This is a genomic window from Paenibacillus anseongensis (assembly GCF_009757995.1).
GTDB classification, from domain to species: Bacteria; Bacillota; Bacilli; order Paenibacillales; family NBRC-103111; genus Paenibacillus_E; species Paenibacillus_E chondroitinus.
This window is the reverse complement of record NZ_WSEM01000037.1, coordinates 159,581-178,113: the sequence shown is the minus strand read 5'-3', so window position 1 is coordinate 178,113 and position 18,533 is coordinate 159,581. Positions and strand designations below refer to the sequence as shown.

The 18,533-nt window shown below is 45.2% G+C and carries 8 protein-coding genes; all 8 read left to right on the top strand.

The annotated features are described in order from the left end of the window. The first annotated feature begins 184 nt into the window (after positions 1–184). Positions 185–1,795 (top strand): response regulator transcription factor, encoded by a 1,611-nt coding sequence (locus tag GON05_RS34875; protein ID WP_157326112.1) that lies wholly within the window; start codon positions 185–187, stop codon positions 1,793–1,795. Positions 1,796–1,814: 19 nt separating this feature from the next. Next, positions 1,815–3,650 (top strand): cache domain-containing sensor histidine kinase, encoded by a 1,836-nt coding sequence (locus GON05_RS34870; RefSeq protein ID WP_157326111.1) that lies wholly within the window; start codon positions 1,815–1,817, stop codon positions 3,648–3,650. Positions 3,651–3,795: 145 nt separating this feature from the next. After that, on the top strand, positions 3,796–5,238 hold the full coding sequence (locus tag GON05_RS34865) for an ABC transporter substrate-binding protein (RefSeq protein ID WP_246239706.1): 1,443 nt from the start codon (positions 3,796–3,798) through the stop codon (positions 5,236–5,238). Between the two features lie 87 nt (positions 5,239–5,325). Continuing rightward, complete coding sequence (locus GON05_RS34860) at positions 5,326–6,276, top strand: carbohydrate ABC transporter permease (protein ID WP_157326109.1); 951 nt, start codon at positions 5,326–5,328, stop codon at positions 6,274–6,276. Next, entirely contained in the window at positions 6,273–7,106 is an 834-nt protein-coding gene (locus GON05_RS34855; protein WP_157326108.1) for a carbohydrate ABC transporter permease, read from the top strand. Before GON05_RS34860 ends, GON05_RS34855 begins: the two co-directional genes overlap by 4 nt. A 185-nt stretch (positions 7,107–7,291) precedes the next feature. Next, positions 7,292–13,048 carry an Ig-like domain-containing protein gene (locus GON05_RS34850; protein ID WP_157326107.1) on the top strand — a complete coding sequence of 1,919 codons (5,757 nt, stop codon included), beginning with the start codon at positions 7,292–7,294 and terminating at the stop codon, positions 13,046–13,048. A gap of 69 nt (positions 13,049–13,117) precedes the next feature. Next, positions 13,118–14,128 carry an S-layer homology domain-containing protein gene (locus tag GON05_RS34845; RefSeq protein ID WP_157326106.1) on the top strand — a complete coding sequence of 337 codons (1,011 nt, stop codon included), beginning with the start codon at positions 13,118–13,120 and terminating at the stop codon, positions 14,126–14,128. Positions 14,129–14,157: 29 nt separating this feature from the next. Next, positions 14,158–18,507 carry an Ig-like domain-containing protein gene (locus tag GON05_RS34840; protein ID WP_157326105.1) on the top strand — a complete coding sequence of 1,450 codons (4,350 nt, stop codon included), beginning with the start codon at positions 14,158–14,160 and terminating at the stop codon, positions 18,505–18,507. The last annotated feature ends 26 nt before the right edge of the window (positions 18,508–18,533 follow it).

Here is an 18,533-nt window from a genome sequence, read left to right as displayed (position 1 = left end):
ATCTTTTGAGCAGCGGCGCGGTTCTTCGACTTTTCACTGAAGAAAATGTTGCTTTTTGAAAAACGGATAGAACCTTTGTCGAATGCAAATTTATTAGCAGGGAATGTCGTGTTTTTGGTGAAATTGTTGCTAGGAGCTTACACGATGTGTTCCTTTTGCACGAAATAGAGAGAGGGGTCGTTCGATGTATAGACTATTAATTGTCGATGATGAGCCTAGACATAGGGATGGTTTAGCGAATCTGATCGGGAAATTAAGACCGGAATACCATGTATTTAAGGCGAAAAATGGAAATGAAGCGCTTGGCCTTATGGCTGACAATCCCATTGATATTGTTTTTAGCGATATCCGTATGCCCCAGATGGATGGCTTGCAGCTGCTCGAACATCTGGATGCCTACGAAAAACCGCCCATTCTTGTCGTATTAAGCGGTTACCGACAATTCGAATATGCACAAAAAGCCATTAGCTTAGGGGTATGCGAATACTTGCTTAAACCTGTTGATGCAGCGACCTTGAAGAATACGTTAGAGAAGATTGAAAGAGAAATTACCGCCAATCACACGCAGCTGCAAGAAAATGAAAATGCGCTCATGAAGCTCAATCAAACGCTCCCTATTTACAATGATCATCTGATGAATCAATGGGTTGCTGGTCATATAGAGGGGAAAAGTCTATCTGAATTGCGTAAATTACTACCTCCTATCGAGGCGGGCACGATTCTGCTCACAGAGATCAATGCGTTTAGATCAGCGGATTATATCGATGATTTCCAGGCCAAACAGTTTCTTAAGGTGCAAATAGAGCAAACATTGGGGCCTGCAGCAGGCTCTGTTTCATTTTCCTTGGAGGATAGAAGAAGCATTCTCGTTACCGTCATCTCCACCCGTTCATTCGAAATCTGCTCGACTGAAACGCAGGATAAGCTGCACGCATGCATTCGACAAATGAAGGAAGACGGATTAGAGATCACAATAGCGCTGGGAAGCCAATGCGAGGATATCATTCTGCAAGCTAAACAAGCCTTCGAAGACGCAAAACGGGCTTTATCGTATCAATTTTTTCTTGGTAGCGCTATCATCCTTTCGTTGGATGAGATTATGCCGGCGGCAAGCGGGAGGGTTCTCACCAAATATCGAGAAGAAGAGGAGCTGCTTGATGCTGTACGGGAGTCGGACAAAGAGAAAACCGTTCGTTTGATCACGGCTATTTTCGAAAAGCAAATCAATGAGGGGCTTCCGCTGCCTGAATCCTTTAAAGAGTTTATTCTGCGTATTGTTCTGCACCTGATCCATCAGTTTAAAGAGGTTATGCTTGAGGATTATTACAAAGATTTATTGCGAAGGGCCGAGGAGTCGTTAAAACATAGCCCCTTTTATGCCATGATGAAAACTTCCGTTATCGACATGTTGAGCGAGATGATTGACACGATTCTAAAGACTAGAAATTGGAAAAAAGAAATGATTATCAAAACGTGTTTGCAATATATCGAGGAGCATTATGCCGAGGATTTATTTCTGGAGGCAGTGGCCAGCAAATTTTATTTTAACACGAGTTATTTCAGTCATTATTTCAAAGTAAACACCGGCATTTCGTTTAGCCAATACTTACTTCGAACACGGCTTAGAAAAGGGAAAGAGTTGCTGGAGGAGACGGATTCCAAAATTTATGAGATATCCAAATTGATCGGCTTTAAGGATACGAAATATTTCAATCGCGTATTTAAAAAAGAATTTGGTGTCACACCTGAGGAGTACAGACGAATTACGGTGAACATTTTCAACGCGAATAAATAAAAAGCGAGTGGATGCGGCAATGAAGAAATATTTGAGACGGCTAGGTCAATTGCTGAGTGAGCTGAGGTTCAGAGACAAATTAACGATTTCTTATATTTTTCTTATTACAGTTCCAGCTGTGGTGATTGGCATTAAATATTACAATACAAGCTCTCAAATTATTCTGGAAAATGCCAGTAAACATATTTATGAAATTGTCAAAAAAGACAATCAAATTATTGATAACAGGCTAAACAAACTGCAAGAAAGCACCTTATCTACCATTTCCAATGTCGAATTATATACACTGTTAAACGCAATGAGCACTGATGATGATATGCAACTAATTCAAATGGACAAGCGGATCAAGGAAATATTAAACCAGTATTTTATTGAAAATGGCGATATTTTCTCAGCGAATCTGCTAACGAGCTACTATGCTTTTGGAAGCAATAATGTATCTATTTCTCAGGAGAAGGTGCTGGATTCCAGCGTGTATAAGGATGCAAAGGATGCGCAAGGAGGGCTTGTTTGGGTTCCCAATTACGAAGTGTCCGAAATCGTGAAAAGCGGAGAAATTCTGAATAACAATGTGAATAGTTTCTTTGCGGCCGCCCGTACGATTAACAGCACCTATTTCCAAAACGGCTCGATTCATTACATGAGTGAAGGCATCGAACGGCCCGTTCTGTTAATTAATGTAAAAATCGATATGTTTAATAGCGTGTTCGCTGATAGCCTCCCTGTAACGGGGGCATTTACTTTTGTCCTCTCCCAGGATGGAAGGGTGATCTCTCCCTCGCAATCCAATCACATCAAATCCTACGCAGACTCAAACTGGTTTCAAGATGCCATGCTGCAAAAAAGCGGATCCTCGATTACGACGATTGGCGGCAAAAAGCTGCTGGTCTGCTTCGACCGCATGCAAACGACGGGTTGGATCACGGCAGCGTTCGTGCCGTATGATCAACTGATTGTCAACTTATCGAACCTCCGGACGTATACGCTCTATCTGAGCATCTTTCTCATGGTGTTGTCGGTTATCATTGCCTATTTTCTCTCCGGCTGGTTGACGAATCCGATCAAGAAATTGTTAGTTGCCACTCATTTAATCGGTATTGGTAAATTCACCACGAAAATTCCGGTTGTATCGGATAAGGAATTCAGCTTTCTTTTCACCAAATTCAACCAGATGAACGAGAAAATTCAGCAATTGATTACCGAAAATTACGAGGTGAAATTAAGGGAGAAAGAAGCGGAGATTATGGCTTTAAATCTGCAGCTGAATCCTCACTTTCTCTACAATACGTTAAATATCATTAACTGGATGGCTATTGATAAAAATCAGGATGACATTAGCCGCATGATTATCAGCTTATCCACGATGCTTGAGTATACCGTACATAATAAAAAAGAAGTCGTCCCTCTTCGAGAAGATATGAAGTGGCTGAAAGGCTATTTGCATATCATGAGCACTCGTTATGAAGGTATCTTTGGCGTTCAAATCGAGATTGACCCCTCCTTGGACAACTGCACGGTACCTAAACTATTTCTTCAGCCCATCATAGAAAACTCCATTATTCACGGATTCGAATCGCTTGAGAACGGTGGTATGATTCAAATTATCGGATGGCATAACGAATCGATGGTGCATTTTACTGTGCAGGATAACGGCAAGGGAATGGATGATTCCCAGAGGAAGCATATCATGAAAAACGATTCGGAGCATGTTGGGATTAGCAATATAGACAAACGGATTAAGCTGTTGTTCGGGCAAGAGTACGGAATCGTGATAGACTCCCAAGTCGGCGTAGGAACGAGTGTGCATATGGTGTTTCCATTTCGCAAATTCGAGAGTAGTGTGGACAATTTTTAGTACGGCGTCAATTTTATTGAAAATATAAGAATAGTCCACTAAACCAAAATCTTTCGAATATCCAAGATGTAAGCGCATTCGTTATAGTGGTATTACATAAGTCAAACCTTATGAAGAAGCTAGAGCGATAAGGGAGGAAAGCAAATTGTTACAGAAAAAAAGAATGATGAAACGATCTCTCGTGGTGTTGTTTGCATCCATGATAACGCTCACCGGATGTACGACTGGTACAAGTACGAAAGAGGCGGCAGTAACACCAGCGGGAACGACGGCGGCTCAACCAAGCAAAGAAGCTGCTGCAACACCGGAAGCGAAGAAAGAACCCGTTAAATTAAAGTATACCTATTGGGGGAGCCCGCAAGAAAAAACAGCGATCGAGAATGCAACGAAAAAATTCACGGAGAAATACCCTTGGATTACAGTAGATCCCGTGTTCATTCCTGAATCGGATTATGACGCAAAAATTACAGCGATGGTGGCTGGTAATGAATCGCCGGATGCCGGCTATATGCACTCTGAGCTAGGGGAAGCATGGCAAAATGAAGAAAAATTCGTTAACATCAACGATTTGTTCGCAAACGACAAGGAAGTCAAAAAATCCGACTTCCTGGACTATATTTGGTTCAACGGCACAAAACCTAATTATACGTATGCGATAAGTTCAGCCGCAGAATCATTTGCTATTTTCTACAATAAAGATTTGTTTGCAGAGGCCAAAGTGGAGGCTCCTCCTGCGAAAGCTGAAAATGCATGGACGTGGGATCAATTCGTAGCAGCAGCGCAAAAATTAACACTTGATAAAAATGGTAAAAATGCAGCTGACCCGGGTTTTGATCCTAATAACATCAAACAATTTGGTGTATCCTTTGAAAGCTGGTGGGGGCCAATTATGGCTCAAGTCGTGAATAACGGCGGCGATATCATCTCGAAAGATGGGAAAACATTCGCACTCGACCAACCGGAAGCGATTGAAGCGGTGCAAAGACTCGCAGATCTTATTAATAAATATCATGTAGCTCCATCCCCAACTCAAATGAAGTCGATTCCGTCCCAAGCTGTTGCGCTGCAATCCAAAATCGTTGCGATGAGTATGCATGGACAATGGATCAATCTTGATCTTGGAGCGGCAAAAGTGAACTACGGCATTGGTGCCCTACCGAAGATGAAGCAAAGCATCGCAATGGGCATTAGTGGTGCGAGCGTTATCTACAAATCGACGAAGCATTTGGAAGAAACATGGATGCTGACCAAATTCCTGGCTGATCCTGCAGGCGCCATTGATTTGTATAAAGGCGGATTGTGGATGCCGACGATGAAGAAGTGGTACACCGATCCTGCACTTGTAGCACAATGGGCGGAAAATAATCCTGCGCATCCGGAAGGCTTCAAAGACGCCTTTATGAACAACTTGTTGAATAATGGGGTGGCAAGCGCCGGTTACTATTTGATGAATTTCGGTAAAGTCACGGATATGACCTTCTCCGCCCTTGACCCTGTTTGGCTTGGTAAATCAACAGCGGAAAAAGCGCTGAAAGATTTGGCTCCGAAAGTTCAACCGGAGATTAAAGGCCGATTTGGCGCTAACTAATGACTGAATAGGAGATCAGCAATGGATTTATCGATTAGTCGGCCTTCGTGCCGGCTAATCGAACAAATGATAGCAGGAGAGATAGCGATGGAGATTAGTACTGAGAATAAACTGGCTGTATCGACATCCAAGAAGATGCTGAAAAAAAGAGTCACTCGCGAGCTTTTCAACGGTTTATTGTTTGCTTCTCCCGTACTTTTGGGGTTTCTCATTTTCGTAGTTGGTCCCGTGCTTTATACCGTATTTCTAAGCTTTACGAAATATAATATTGTCTCCGCTCCTCAGTTTGTTGGACTTGATAATTATGTACACCTGCTTTCAGGCAAAGATGCTTTCTATTATCCAGCCGTCAGGGCTACCTTCTATTATGTCATGATCAGTGTGCCTGCAGGTATCATTTTCTCGTTTTTCATTGCGATCTTACTGAATATGAAAATAAGAGGAAGAACGGTCTTTCGTGCCATATTTTATCTGCCTGTTATCATTCCGCTAGCAGCGTCTTCAATGATCTGGCTTTGGCTGCTGCAGCCGAATTTCGGCGTCGTCAATTTCCTACTTGAAACGTTTCATTTGCCAACATCCTTGTGGCTTTCGTCCGATGCAACCGTGATCCCGACCTTAATTCTTATCAGTTTGTGGACCACTGGAAACATGATCGTCATCTTTCTGGCAGGGCTACAGAATATACCGGCTCATCTGTATGAAGCGCTTGAAGTGGACGGTGGGAACAGCTTTCAAAAATTGGTTTATATTACGGTGCCTATGAGCTCTTCCATTATATTTTTCAATACGGTTATCGGTTTTATCAACGCTTTTCAAACGTTTGTTCAGCCTTACGTAATGACGCAAGGGGGACCTAATAAAGCGAGTTACTTATATGTTCTCTATCTGTTCAGAGAAGGCTTTCAATTCTCGAATTTTGGTACCTCAAGCGCGAGTGCCGTTCTTCTATTCTTGATTATTTTATTGTTCACCTGGGTGTTCTTCAAATTTTCAAAATCTCTTGTGTATTACGAAGGGCAGGAAGACCGCAAATGACAAATAGGAGTTCATTCAAGCTGCTTCTTGTGTATGTCATTTTAGTAATCGGCAGTCTCATTTGCTTATTCCCTTTTTATTGGATGGTTCGCACAGCGATTGTAGATATGGGGGAGATTTTTAAAAGTCCCCCGATCTTTCTTCCAACGACCATTCATTGGGATAACTTTAAGACCGCACTAAGCAGCCATCCATTTCATAGATATTTTCTCAACAGCACAATCGTTACAGGGCTTTCCATTGTTGGTGTCTTATTAAGCAGCTCACTTTGCGCTTACAGCTTCTCCAGGATTAACTGGGTTGGGAGAGACCGAGTGTTTGGCGTCATTCTGACCGGATTAATGCTCCCGTTTTTCGTCGTTATGATCCCTCATTTTATCGGTTGGAAATTATTAAATCTGACGGACTCTTTTGTTCCGTTAATTGCTCCAGCTTGGTTTGGCGGTGGTGTGTTTAACATTTTCTTGCTTCGCCAATTCTTCATGTCCATACCGAAAGAGATGGACGAGGCGGCTAAAATCGACGGCGCGAGCCATTTCCTGACATATTGGAAAATTATACTGCCAATCGGCAAGCAATCGATGATTGTTGTAGGGTTGCTGACGTTTCTGGCCAGTTGGAACGACTACTTGGGACCGCTTGTTTTTATCACAAGCGAGAAAAACTATACGTTGATGCTTGGATTGACCTTGTTCCAAGGAACGTACTCTGCACAGTGGAATTACATGATGGCGGCAACCAGCGTAGTTGTCCTGCCTTCCTTGGTCTTATTCCTCATTGCACAAAAACATTTGGTAGAAGGTATTGCGATGACCGGTGTGAAGGGATGAACGTTGCATAATCGGATCGCGAAGTTAACTACCTTAAGGGGGTGGTCCTCATGAACGGAATGATCAGCATCGTAGATAAGCAAATGTGTAGCAGCAGGCTGTTCATTCCGCTAAGTCATTGTTTAGATGGCAGACAGTAGCTACTAAGGGGCATGTCACGGCTAAAATTCAATAGGAGGTAACAAATGAGAAAGTTCAAAAAATCAATTGGCAGAAAAATTTTGACGACATCATTAGTGTTCTCGTTAGCATCCATTTTCGGCGCATCCGTTTTCGCTGCAGATCCTAATTTCGTGAATAATAATGATCCCGGAATGCCTGTGTTTACGAATGCGGCCGGCAATGTTGTCGTACCTGCTGAACCTGCACCATTCAATGCGAGCAGCAGCCGAATGATGGATATGTATCAAGCGGACCTTGCCGCAGGCGGTACTTCCTACTGGATGGATCGCATCCTCACGCGGAAAGGGAATGATCCGACAGGCACCTATTTGATGTCACGGGGTAAAGCCTTGTACATGTATACGAATAGTGCCACCGTCATAGGCTTTGGCAATAACATCGCGTATTTTGATTTGCTGAATCAAAAGGGGTATTCGGTTCAGATCCCTGGCGTAACCTTCACGCAGGATGCCAATAAACGCGTACAGACGCCAAGTTACTGGTCTGCCTTTTATAATGCGACGGGATATACGCTGGAAGAAACCAAATTCATTACAGATAATAACGTAGCTATCGACAATGTGACGATTACGAATACAGGGACAACGTCCAAAACCTTTGATTTAACCGCAGATTCACCATTTGCCAAAACGGCATCCAGTGATGGCACGGAGCTTTCCGGCACCTTTGATGTCAGGAATAATTTGACCAAAGTGTATCCAAAATTCAGCGGCACGGGCATGACGGCAAATAACGGGATTTTAACCAGATCCATCACTTTGGCGCCTAATGAGAAAATAACGGTGAAATTTCAAATGGGTTTCATCACGAATGAAATCCCGCAATCGCTTGTTGATTACAATAGATTTAAAGATTATGATGCCAATACCGCTTATCTAACGCAACTTCGTGAATATAACAAATGGTGGGCAGATAACGTTCCGTACATCGATGTAGCGGATGAGAATATCAAAAAAATCATCTATTACAGATGGTGGTTAAGCCGATTTAATTTCCTCGATGCCAACATTCCTGGGAATGACTATCAGTTCCCGATTTCCGTTGAAGGAGCTTTAGGCTACAACAACGCAATCGTATTAACTCAGCCGATGCATATGCAGGATCTGAAATATTTAAGAAGTCCGATTTATTCCTATGGCGATTGGGTGTCAGCAGGCGAAACTTCCAGGGACAGTCTGTTTACAGATAATCCAGGTAAACCTTCCAACTGGAATAACAGCTATTCCCAGTACATTGGGGATTCCGCTTTTCAAACATATGAAGTCCATGGCGGTCAAACGGAAATCCTGAAAAATTTGGCGCGATATTCGGAAAAGGATGCGAAAGGCCAGCTGGATCGCTTCGACACGAATAAAGATGGCGTCATCAATTATGATTGGGGTTCTCTAACAGGGAACGATGCCGATGGCAATGCTTTTCACTATTATGAAAAGAGAGGCAATATTGATCAAAATAGAACTGAGAGCGCTTTCGTGTATGGAAATGCGATGGCTTCAGCCAAAGCTTACCAACTGGCCGGCGATTCGGCAAAGGCAACTGAAATGTTCGCTTTTGCAGATAAGCTAAAAACCTCGTTCTTGTCCATCATGTGGGATGATAGTTCGAAAATGTTTTTACAAAAGGATTTGTTGACGAATACATTTATCCCATGGAAAGAAGCAAACAATTACTATGCGTTCCAAATGGATGGACTGGTTCCCAAAGATGATCCTAAGTACTTAGAGTCACTTAGATACTGGGGAGACAGCGCCGAATTCCCTGTATTCCCATTCTATACGGCTAACCAGAAGGACAAAGCCTTATCGGTAGCCGCAGGCGTTGGCGGTTCCAATAACTTTGCCAACTTGAATGCATCAGGAAATATTCGACTCTTTACAGAAGTGCTTCGCAAATATCCGAACCAGCCTTACATAACAGCCGATATGTATAAGAAATTGATGTATTGGTTGGGTTGGTCAACCGCTTATCAAGGGAATATCAACTACTTGGATAACAATGAGTATTGGTATAACTGGAACCCAACAACGAAGCAAATCGGCGGAAGATCCGGCATTCACCACAATATTCTTGGTAATTACAACTATTCAGTCATTGAAGATATTATGGGCCTTGTACCTCGCACTGATGCAACGGTTGAGCTATGGCCAATTGATATCGGTTGGGATCACTTTACGGTGAATAACTTGCGATATCATGGCAACGACGTAACGATTGTCTGGGATAAACCAGGAGACGGAACTACGTACTATCCGAATGTTCAAGAAGGATATTCGATGTATGTGAACGGTACGTTAGTCATGAGAACAGATAAACTGGCTCATCTGGAATGGAATTCGGCGACAGGTGTCGTATCGATCTTAGACGGCAGCGGAGCAGTAGCAGCCGTACAGAACAGCAATACACAAATGAAGAGCGCTATGGATGTTGATTTGAATACGTATGACAGGGCGGCAGACTTATTCCAGAAGGCCGGTGTGGATTTGACGCCGGAAACAGGCAATGCAGTTAACCTGGCTTTGGATTCAACCATGTCAGCTTCTTATACGCATCCGCAAACCTCAGCAGCAAATGCTAAAACAGGGTTCACGATCAGCGGTAACTTCTTTACTTCTGGTGCGTTTACCGCTAACCCGCCAATTTGGGGGTCGAGAGGATCAACCAACGCGCAAGATTGGTTAGAATCCGATTTGGGGTCACCTAAGACATTTGATGATATCAAAATTTATTATTATAACGACAAACCGCAAAGCTTTTACAGAGAGCCATCCATGTATACCGTCCAATACTACGACGAAGCCACATCTGCATGGGTAGCTATTCCTAAACAGTACAAATCACCAACATTGGCAAACTACAATCACATTCAATTCCCTGAAATTACAGCACAAAAGGTAAGAGTTCTGATGACTCCTAAGCCGGGTTCCAATGTAGGTGTCAAAGAACTTCAAATCTTCCGTACCGGTGTAAAAGCTCCGGAGGTTGTGAATACGCCGCCAGTGGTGACGGTCCAACAAGATACGACGGCGAAAATTCCGTTAAAAGCGAAACTGCTGGTCAATATGACGGATGACGGCCTGCCTAACGGTACGCTGGATACGAGCTGGTCGCTGAAAAGCGGAGTCCAAGGCGGTCAGGCTATCTTTACCAAGGATGCAGCTGGCAATACGATTGCTACTTTTAACAGACCAGGCAGCTATGTCATAACACTTACGGCAACAGACGGTGAATTGTCTACCAAAGTGGATGTCGCCGTGACGGTAGATCCTCTTCCGAATGCGGTGAATGTAGCTTTAACAGCTACGCCATCAACTTCCTTTGTTTCAACTTGGGAAAATCTGAATGCAATCAATGATGGTTATGATCCGACCAGCTCCACCGATAAAACAGGCGGCGCTTACGGAAACTGGAATAGCAGCCCTAAAACACAGTGGGTTGAGTACACGTGGGGAACACCGGTGAACATTTCGAAATCGGATGTTTATTGGTGGACAGATAACGGAGGTATTCTGGCACCTACGGACAGTAAGCTTCAATACTGGAATGGCACGCAATATGTGGATGTTCCAAATGCAGTGGGGAATGGTGTTGCACTCAACAAATATAATACAACGACGTTCTCACCGATTACGACGACGAAGCTGCGCATGACCGTCACAAGAGGCACGCAATGGACGGGAATTTTGGAGTGGAAGGTTTACACGACGCCAACAACAAGTGTGAAACCTGTGAAAGTAAGCACACTTCATGATGTACTGCCTGTCCTTCCGCCGACCGTTACGAAAGTTTTCGAAGATGGATCGACGGCTGCTGCAAGTGTCATCTGGGATGTTGTGACGCCAAGTCAAGTCGCGACGCCAGGAAGCTTCACAGTTAAAGGTACAGTTGAAGGAACAAACATTGAAGCTGAAGCTACAGTATATGTACGTGTAACAAATGAGGTAACGATTAACAGCATACCGGATGAGAATATTTCCATCACGGCTGGGCAACCTCTCGTATTACCATCGGTGATCGAAGCTTATTATAACGATGGCTCGGTTGATAATATCAACATCAAAGTCACATGGGATGCGTTCGATCAGAATCTGTTGAATCAACCTGGAACCTTCACCATTCTTGGTACAGTACCAGGCAGCTCGGTAAAAGCCAAAGCCAATGTGACGGTGTATCCAAGGACGATTACCTCTCTAACAACGGCAACAGCTACAACGGCAGTTGGCGTAGCGCCGGTATTGCCGCAAACGGTAACAGCCGTATTCGATAACGGTACGACCGGTCCTGTCAATGTCGTCTGGAGCATAACGCCAGAACAATATGCAGCTACGGGAACAGTTACGCTTAACGGTACTGTCCAAGGCACAAGTATTGTAGCTCACCTGACGCTAACGGTCACTGCGAAAGCTATCACGAGCATTGCTCCGGTCAATGTAACGACAACTCCGGGAACAGCTCCTGTTCTGCCGAGTGTCGTAACGGCGACGTATAGCGACGGAACAACGGCCACTGTAAACGTCGTTTGGTCATCTATTGACCCAGCGCAATATGCGGCAGCCGGAACGTTCAGTGTCAATGGAACGATTGCCGGAACATCGGTTAAAGCAGTCGCCAATGTGACGGTACTTGCACCTCAAGTAACTTCGTCTACATTGATTGGCCCTGAAGCTGTGAATCAGGCTCAATTGTTTGACTTGACCGTTGGAGTAAGCAGCGTGCAATCAAGCTTTACGACGATGGATGTCATTGTGAAATACGACCCTGCTAAGCTGGAATTTGACACGGTTACAAGCGGGAATGCCGTCTCCTTGGCAGAAAGTGCGATTAGCAACCTGAAAGGCAACTTTAAAGTGCTGGGTACTGCCGTCAAAGCCCAAAAAGGTGAAATTCGGGTTATCATGGCTAGCGAAGGCGCAAACAATGCCATTAGCAGTCCGGGCGATTTATTTAGCCTTCATGCCAAAACCAAAGCAAGCGTTGAACCGGGCATCACGACGGTATCGTTGACGGGCTTTAAAGTTTCTTATGAAGGATCTGAAACAGGAGTCCCTGGTGCTTCCCTCAATATCCAAATTAACGTTGTGGATAAAGCTGATTTGATTACAGCCATTGCTGCTGCTCAAAATAAATATGACAGCGCAGTTGAAGGTACTCAGGTTGGTCAATATCCAAGCGGTTCCAAGGCCACATTGCTGGCAGCTATTACTCAAGCATCGGCAGTAAGCAATAACCCTTCATCCACGCAAGCTGAAGTAGCTGCTGCGCTGAATGAGCTGAACGCTGCTGTCACGGCATTTAATAACTCTGTCATTACGGAAACAGATCCAGAACCAGGTACAGTTGATAAATCTCAATTAGCTGATGCTATTACTGCAGCACAAAGCAAGCTGGATGCTGCGGTAGAAGGCAACAAACTCGGCAAGTATGAGACTGGTTCGAAAGCGGTTCTGCAAGCAGCGATTGCAAGTGCTCAAGTTGTTCTTGACAAGTCCTCTTCGAGACAACCGCAAGTGGATGCAGCAACAGCTGCATTGAATGAGGCTGTAGCAACATTCGCGACTAAGTTCATTACACTTGTTCCTGGTGCAACGAAAATTACGATTAATGACTTGTCCATCGTTGCTAAGTACTACGGTACTAAATCTGGAGATACAAATTGGAACGAAATCGAAAAAGCAGATATCTACAACAATGGCGAAATTGACATTCAAGTCCTAGCAGCCGTTGCCAGAATGATTATTGACGATTGGATGCTGGAAAACTAATTCTTAGAATCGGGGAGGCGGCGGCTTACAGCCCCTCCCCGATCCTTATAGAAAGGAAGAATCGGCTTAATGACTCGCAAATTGTTTTCATTTAGCTTAGCTCTTCTGCTATTCACTACCTGGTTGCTGCCACAAACATTGCTGGCGGCGGATTCTCCTTCTTTTTTCCTTGAGATGAGCGACAAAACAAACGCAGGCAAAGAGGTACAAGTTACCGTTAAGGGTAAAAATTTGACGGACGTGTTTGCTTACGAATTCATTCTGCAATTTGATTCCAAACGCTTGTTATTTAAAAATGGCAAAAGTACGATATCCGGCTTTACTGTCAGTCCGATTATAAAGGGAGACCTGCTAACTTTTGCTCATACGAAGGTTGGACGTTCACCGGGGCAGAGTGGAGATCTCACGTTCTTCACGCTTAACTTTGAAGCCATTGAAGAGGGCGACGCCCTCATTCAGATAAAAGACGTGAAATTAATCGACTCCGATTTGAAGATGACATCGCAAAAAGCAGAAACGCTGGCAACTATACAGATTGGCCAGATCCTTCTGACGGACATTGATCAGCACTGGGCGGAAGCTGCCATTCGGAGAGCCGTCAGTCTTGGTATCGTCAAGGGGTATGAAGACGGTACGTTCCGTCCGGAGCGTCCAGTATCACGCTCTGAGTTTGTCACGATGTTGATGCGTGCATTGAAACCTCCTGCAAGTGATAGTCAAGATCTGGCTTTTGCCGATGTCGATGTGATTCCGCAGTGGGCGAAAGAGCCTTTATCGGCAGCGGTGAAACAGAATGTCATTAACGGTTATGAAGATAACACGTTCCGTGGCGATAACCAGATTACCCGTACTGAAATGGTAACGGCTATTGTTCGTGTGCTCGGATTAAATGAAGAGGCAACCGAGAATACGTCCTTTACGGATTACGAGTCGATTCCGGCTTATGCCAAAGGATTTGTTGCCGCAGCCCTTAAGGCCGAATTAGTGCAAGGGAAAGAAGAAAATGCCTTCGTTCCTAATGATCCTACAACGCGAGCGGAAGCAGTAACGTTAATCCTTAGAATGCTGGACATGAAATGATCATTGTTTAAATAGAAAGGTGATGGATCGTGAAACTTTTGACTAAAGTATGTTCGGCATTCCTGTCTTTCGTGATTGCGGCTCCTTTACTTGCATCCACCGGAACTGTTCTGGCTGCCGATCCTGTCGATTACCAACTAGATATCAACGCAGCACAGCGGGGAGCTACGATAAGCCCGAACTTGAACGGGATATTTCTGGAGGATATTAACTATGCCGGTGACGGAGGGCTGTATGCCGAGCTGGTTGAGAATCGTTCCTTCGAATTTCTTTCTGCGACGGGAAGTACGGCGAATTCGACACCGGCCCCACTTTTTTCCTGGAAATTGATACAAACTGGAGCGGGTGTCGGTACGATTACCGCACTGAAAACAAGTCCGTTAAATGCGAAAAACCCAACGTACTTACAGCTGTCCGTGACTGCGCCGGGTGATGGTGTTGGCATTTCCAATGATGGTTATGATGGCATGGCCATTAAAAGTGGGGACAATTACGATTTCTCCGTGTACTTGCGCAGCAGCGATGCGTTAACGGAACCGGTCACGATCAGTGTCATGGATCCGTCAGGGACACAATCCTATGGCGAAGCTCAAATTGCAGGCTCTGGGATCAAGGGCACATGGAATAAGTTTACGGCAACGATTCAGGCTACAGGATCTGCAACCAATGCCAAGTTATTTATCAAAACAAAAAATACCGGTCGAATTGATATCGATATGGTCTCGTTATTCCCTCAGAAAACATGGAAAAATCGTCCAGGGGGGCTTAGAGCTGATCTGGTACAAATGCTTGCGGATATGAATCCCAAATTTCTAAGATTCCCAGGCGGAGCCATTGTCGGCGGTAAAAACATGGCCAATGCGTACAACTGGAAAAACACCATTGGGGATGTAGCGGAACGCCCAAATAACATTAATTTCTGGTCAACGGCCAACCGAGGTGAGAAAGGGGCGGCGCTAACCCAAAATCAATCGGGTGGTTTAGGCTTCTATGAATACTTCCAATTGGCGGAGGATCTGGGCTCGGAGCCACTGCCGGTTGTAAACGTAGGCATGGTTGAGCAATTCCTGGTCGGCGGTCCCAATACGCCGTTAAGTGAGATTCAGCCCTATATCCAGGATGCGCTTGATCTCATTGAATACGCCAATGGCGATGTTTCCACGGAATGGGGCGCTAAGCGCGCTGCGGCCGGACATCCGGCTCCGTTCAATCTGAAATATATGAGCCTTGGCAACGAACATTGGGGACAGGATTATTATGATCGATATCCTTTGTTCTACGATGCGATTAAAGCCAAATATCCGTATATGAATCTCATTTTTTCAACGGGTGGCAGTGCGGACGTTGCCGCAGGTTGGAATTGGATAAACGACCCAAGTAAAGGAAAGGGCCGAGCGGAAGTCATCGATGAGCACTATTACACGAACGCCTCCTTTATGCTGAACAATACGAACAGATACGATAGTTACGACCGTAATTCCAAGCAAGTATTTGTAGGCGAATATGCGGTTAAAAATGATGCTGGCTCAGCCAACAATGGCGATGGCAATACAGGCAACTCGATGAAAGGCGCACTTGCCGAAGCGGCGTATATGACCGGTTTAGAGCGCAATGGGGATATTGTGAAGTTTGCCTCGTATGCGCCAACCTTTGCCAAGCTCGGAAGCGCAGGCGGAAATACGTATACGCAGTGGTGGCCTGATCTCATTTTCTTTAATAATTCACAAGTGTATGGGACGACATCCTACCAGGTTCAGAAGTTATTTAGCAGTAACACGAGCAAAAGCTCTTATGTACTGCCTAGTACCCTATCCAAACCCAACTCGGGCGCCTTAGCAGGTGTATACTCGGCAGTCAGTAAGGACCTTTCAACGGGTGATATTGTTGTAAAACTAGTAAACAACTCCAGTGCTGCGCAAAACACTCGTATCCATCTGGATGGGATCAACGCAGCCAACCTGTCGCTGGAAGGAACGGCAACGGTACTTGCCGCTAACGCTTTGACTGACGAGAACTCGTTAGCGAATCCAACAAAAGTTGCCCCGCAAACACAGGCTATCTCTGCAGTAAGTCCACTATTCGACTATAGCTTGCCTAAATATTCGGTGACGGTTTTGCGTTTGCACACGACAGGCGAGAATCCGTTGGACATTCTCAGTATTCCTTGTATCACCTTGGATGCTGTTGTGAACAAAGCACCGAAATTACCTACGACTGTAACAGCGATACTTAAAAATGGCACGACGACCAAATTAGCGGTTACTTGGGATCCAATCGATGTCTCGAAGTTCTCTACAATAGGCAATGTCTTTATCGTTAATGGCGTAGTCCCAAGTACATCTGAGAAAGCGATGGCAATCGTAACGGTTATTGGAACGCCGTCGTTAACAAGCATTGATCCGGTTTCCGTCTCCACGAGAGCGGGCGTAGCGCCGTTCTTGCCTACTACCGTGAAGGCTAACTATTCGGATCAGAGCAATGATTATGTTGGCGTCACATGGGAACAGCCGGATGCAGCGAAATATGCGCAAGCGGGAACGTTCACCGTGGAAGGAACGGTTGCGGGCACGACAATAAAAGCCGTAGCGAATGTGACGGTAACGCCAGGACCGGCGGCAGGAACAGACTTAATGCTCTGGTACAAATTTGACGAGGGCAGCGGAACGACGCTTACCGATTCGTCCAATAAAGGGAATACCGGAACGTTAAAAACAACTTCCGGAGGTTCTGCCACTTGGGTAGCCGGAGGCCATGACGGCGCAGGATTGAACTTGAACGGCGGCAAAATTGACGCCGGTACGAGCCGAGATTTGCAGCCGGCGGATATTACCGTTTCCTTCTGGTTCAAGCGCACAGCCAGCATCAGCGGTGAACAGGTTGTCGCATGGTTCAAGCCGAATGGCAATTATGCGGGACAGGGCTTTTTCATCACCTTCAATGGCGCGATTATTATGATGATTGACGGCACGAACCTATTCAAGGTGGCCCAAGCACCAAATACTTTCTTCCCACTAAATGAATGGACGCATGTCGCGTTTACGTTTAACTCGGTTACCAAGCAAGGCGCAATTTATAAAAACGGCACAGCCCAGCAGGTGGTTGTTGAGGGAGCGCTAACTGGCATTACGCCAACGGGCGACCCTAAATTAATCGGCGTTAGCGGTTATTCGGACGGCGCACCGTTAAAAGGCGGTGTGTTGGATGATTTCCAAATCTATAATCTGGATAAGAGTCCACAAGAAGTTCAGACCATCTATCAAGGGAAGCAAATTGCAAGCATTAACGAGATCAATGTAACGACGGAAGCGGGAACAGCTCCAGTGCTACCGACTGTTGTAACAGCGGTGTATAGCGACTCCTCAACATCGCCCGTAAATGTCACGTGGGATGCCGTTGATCCATCCAAGTATGTGCAAGAGGGCACATTCATTGTAAATGGTACGGTTCAAGGTACGGCAGTCAAAGCAAAAGCGAATGTTACGGTCGTTTCAGCAGGCGTCACAGCAGCGACATTAACGGGGCCTTCTTCCGTTGGCAGCGCTCAGGCTTTTGATTTGAGCATTGGCGTGAATAAACTGCGCACCAGCTTCACGACATTGAATATGGTGCTCAATTATGACCCAAGCAAAGTGCAATTTGAAACAAAAACGAATAGCAACGGCACGCTTTCCTTGGCAGACAATGTGCTGAGCCCTGCGAAAGCTAATTTCCGCGTGCTGGATACAGGTGTAAAAGCGGATAAAGGCCAAATTATGATTCTTATGGCTGGTGAAGGAACCAATAACGAAGTCAGCGAGTCAGGTCCGCTGTTAACTGTACACGCTCGTGCGCAAGCCGTCAGCGATACGGTCACAACTAGCGTCTACATCTCCGACTTTGAAATATCTAAAGACGGTGTGGGCAGAGCGGTAGAAGGCGCAACTCACGCGTTTGAAATCACCGTAGACAGGCAAAACGTGGATACATCGCTACTAAACGCGGCTATATCGCAAGCTCAAAGCAAATTGGATACGACAAAAGAAGGCACGACCATCGGTACGTATCCGGCAGCAGCGAGATCAGCCTTGCAGGCAGCGATCAACCGTGCACAAGTGACAGCGAACAGCGCATCTTCGCAAAATCAAGTGGATGCAGCGGTCGTCAGCTTGCAAGCTGCTGTACAAACTTACATCACCACTTTCATCACATTAATTCCGGGTCAAACAAGAATTACGCTGAATGATTTGTCGTTAATTGCCAAGTATTACGGAACGACGTCTTCAGATGCCAACTGGCCTCTGGTTGAGAAAGCCGACATCTACCATAGTGGCGTTATTGACATTCATGCACTGGCGGCAGTGGCAAAAATGATTCTCGATGACTGGTTAAACGAGGAATAGTTAATTGCACGAAGGCAGACCTGTCA

What these genes read in the sequence shown, in the direction of transcription:
- GON05_RS34845 (WP_157326106.1), top strand. Translation starts at nt 13,118, where the DNA reads ATGACTCGCAAATTGTTTTCATTTAGCTTAGCTCTTCTGCTATTCACT.
- GON05_RS34860 (WP_157326109.1), top strand. Translation starts at nt 5,326, where the DNA reads ATGGAGATTAGTACTGAGAATAAACTGGCTGTATCGACATCCAAGAAG.
- GON05_RS34850 (WP_157326107.1), top strand. Translation starts at nt 7,292, where the DNA reads ATGAGAAAGTTCAAAAAATCAATTGGCAGAAAAATTTTGACGACATCA.
- GON05_RS34855 (WP_157326108.1), top strand. Translation starts at nt 6,273, where the DNA reads ATGACAAATAGGAGTTCATTCAAGCTGCTTCTTGTGTATGTCATTTTA.
- GON05_RS34870 (WP_157326111.1), top strand. Translation starts at nt 1,815, where the DNA reads ATGAAGAAATATTTGAGACGGCTAGGTCAATTGCTGAGTGAGCTGAGG.
- GON05_RS34875 (WP_157326112.1), top strand. Translation starts at nt 185, where the DNA reads ATGTATAGACTATTAATTGTCGATGATGAGCCTAGACATAGGGATGGT.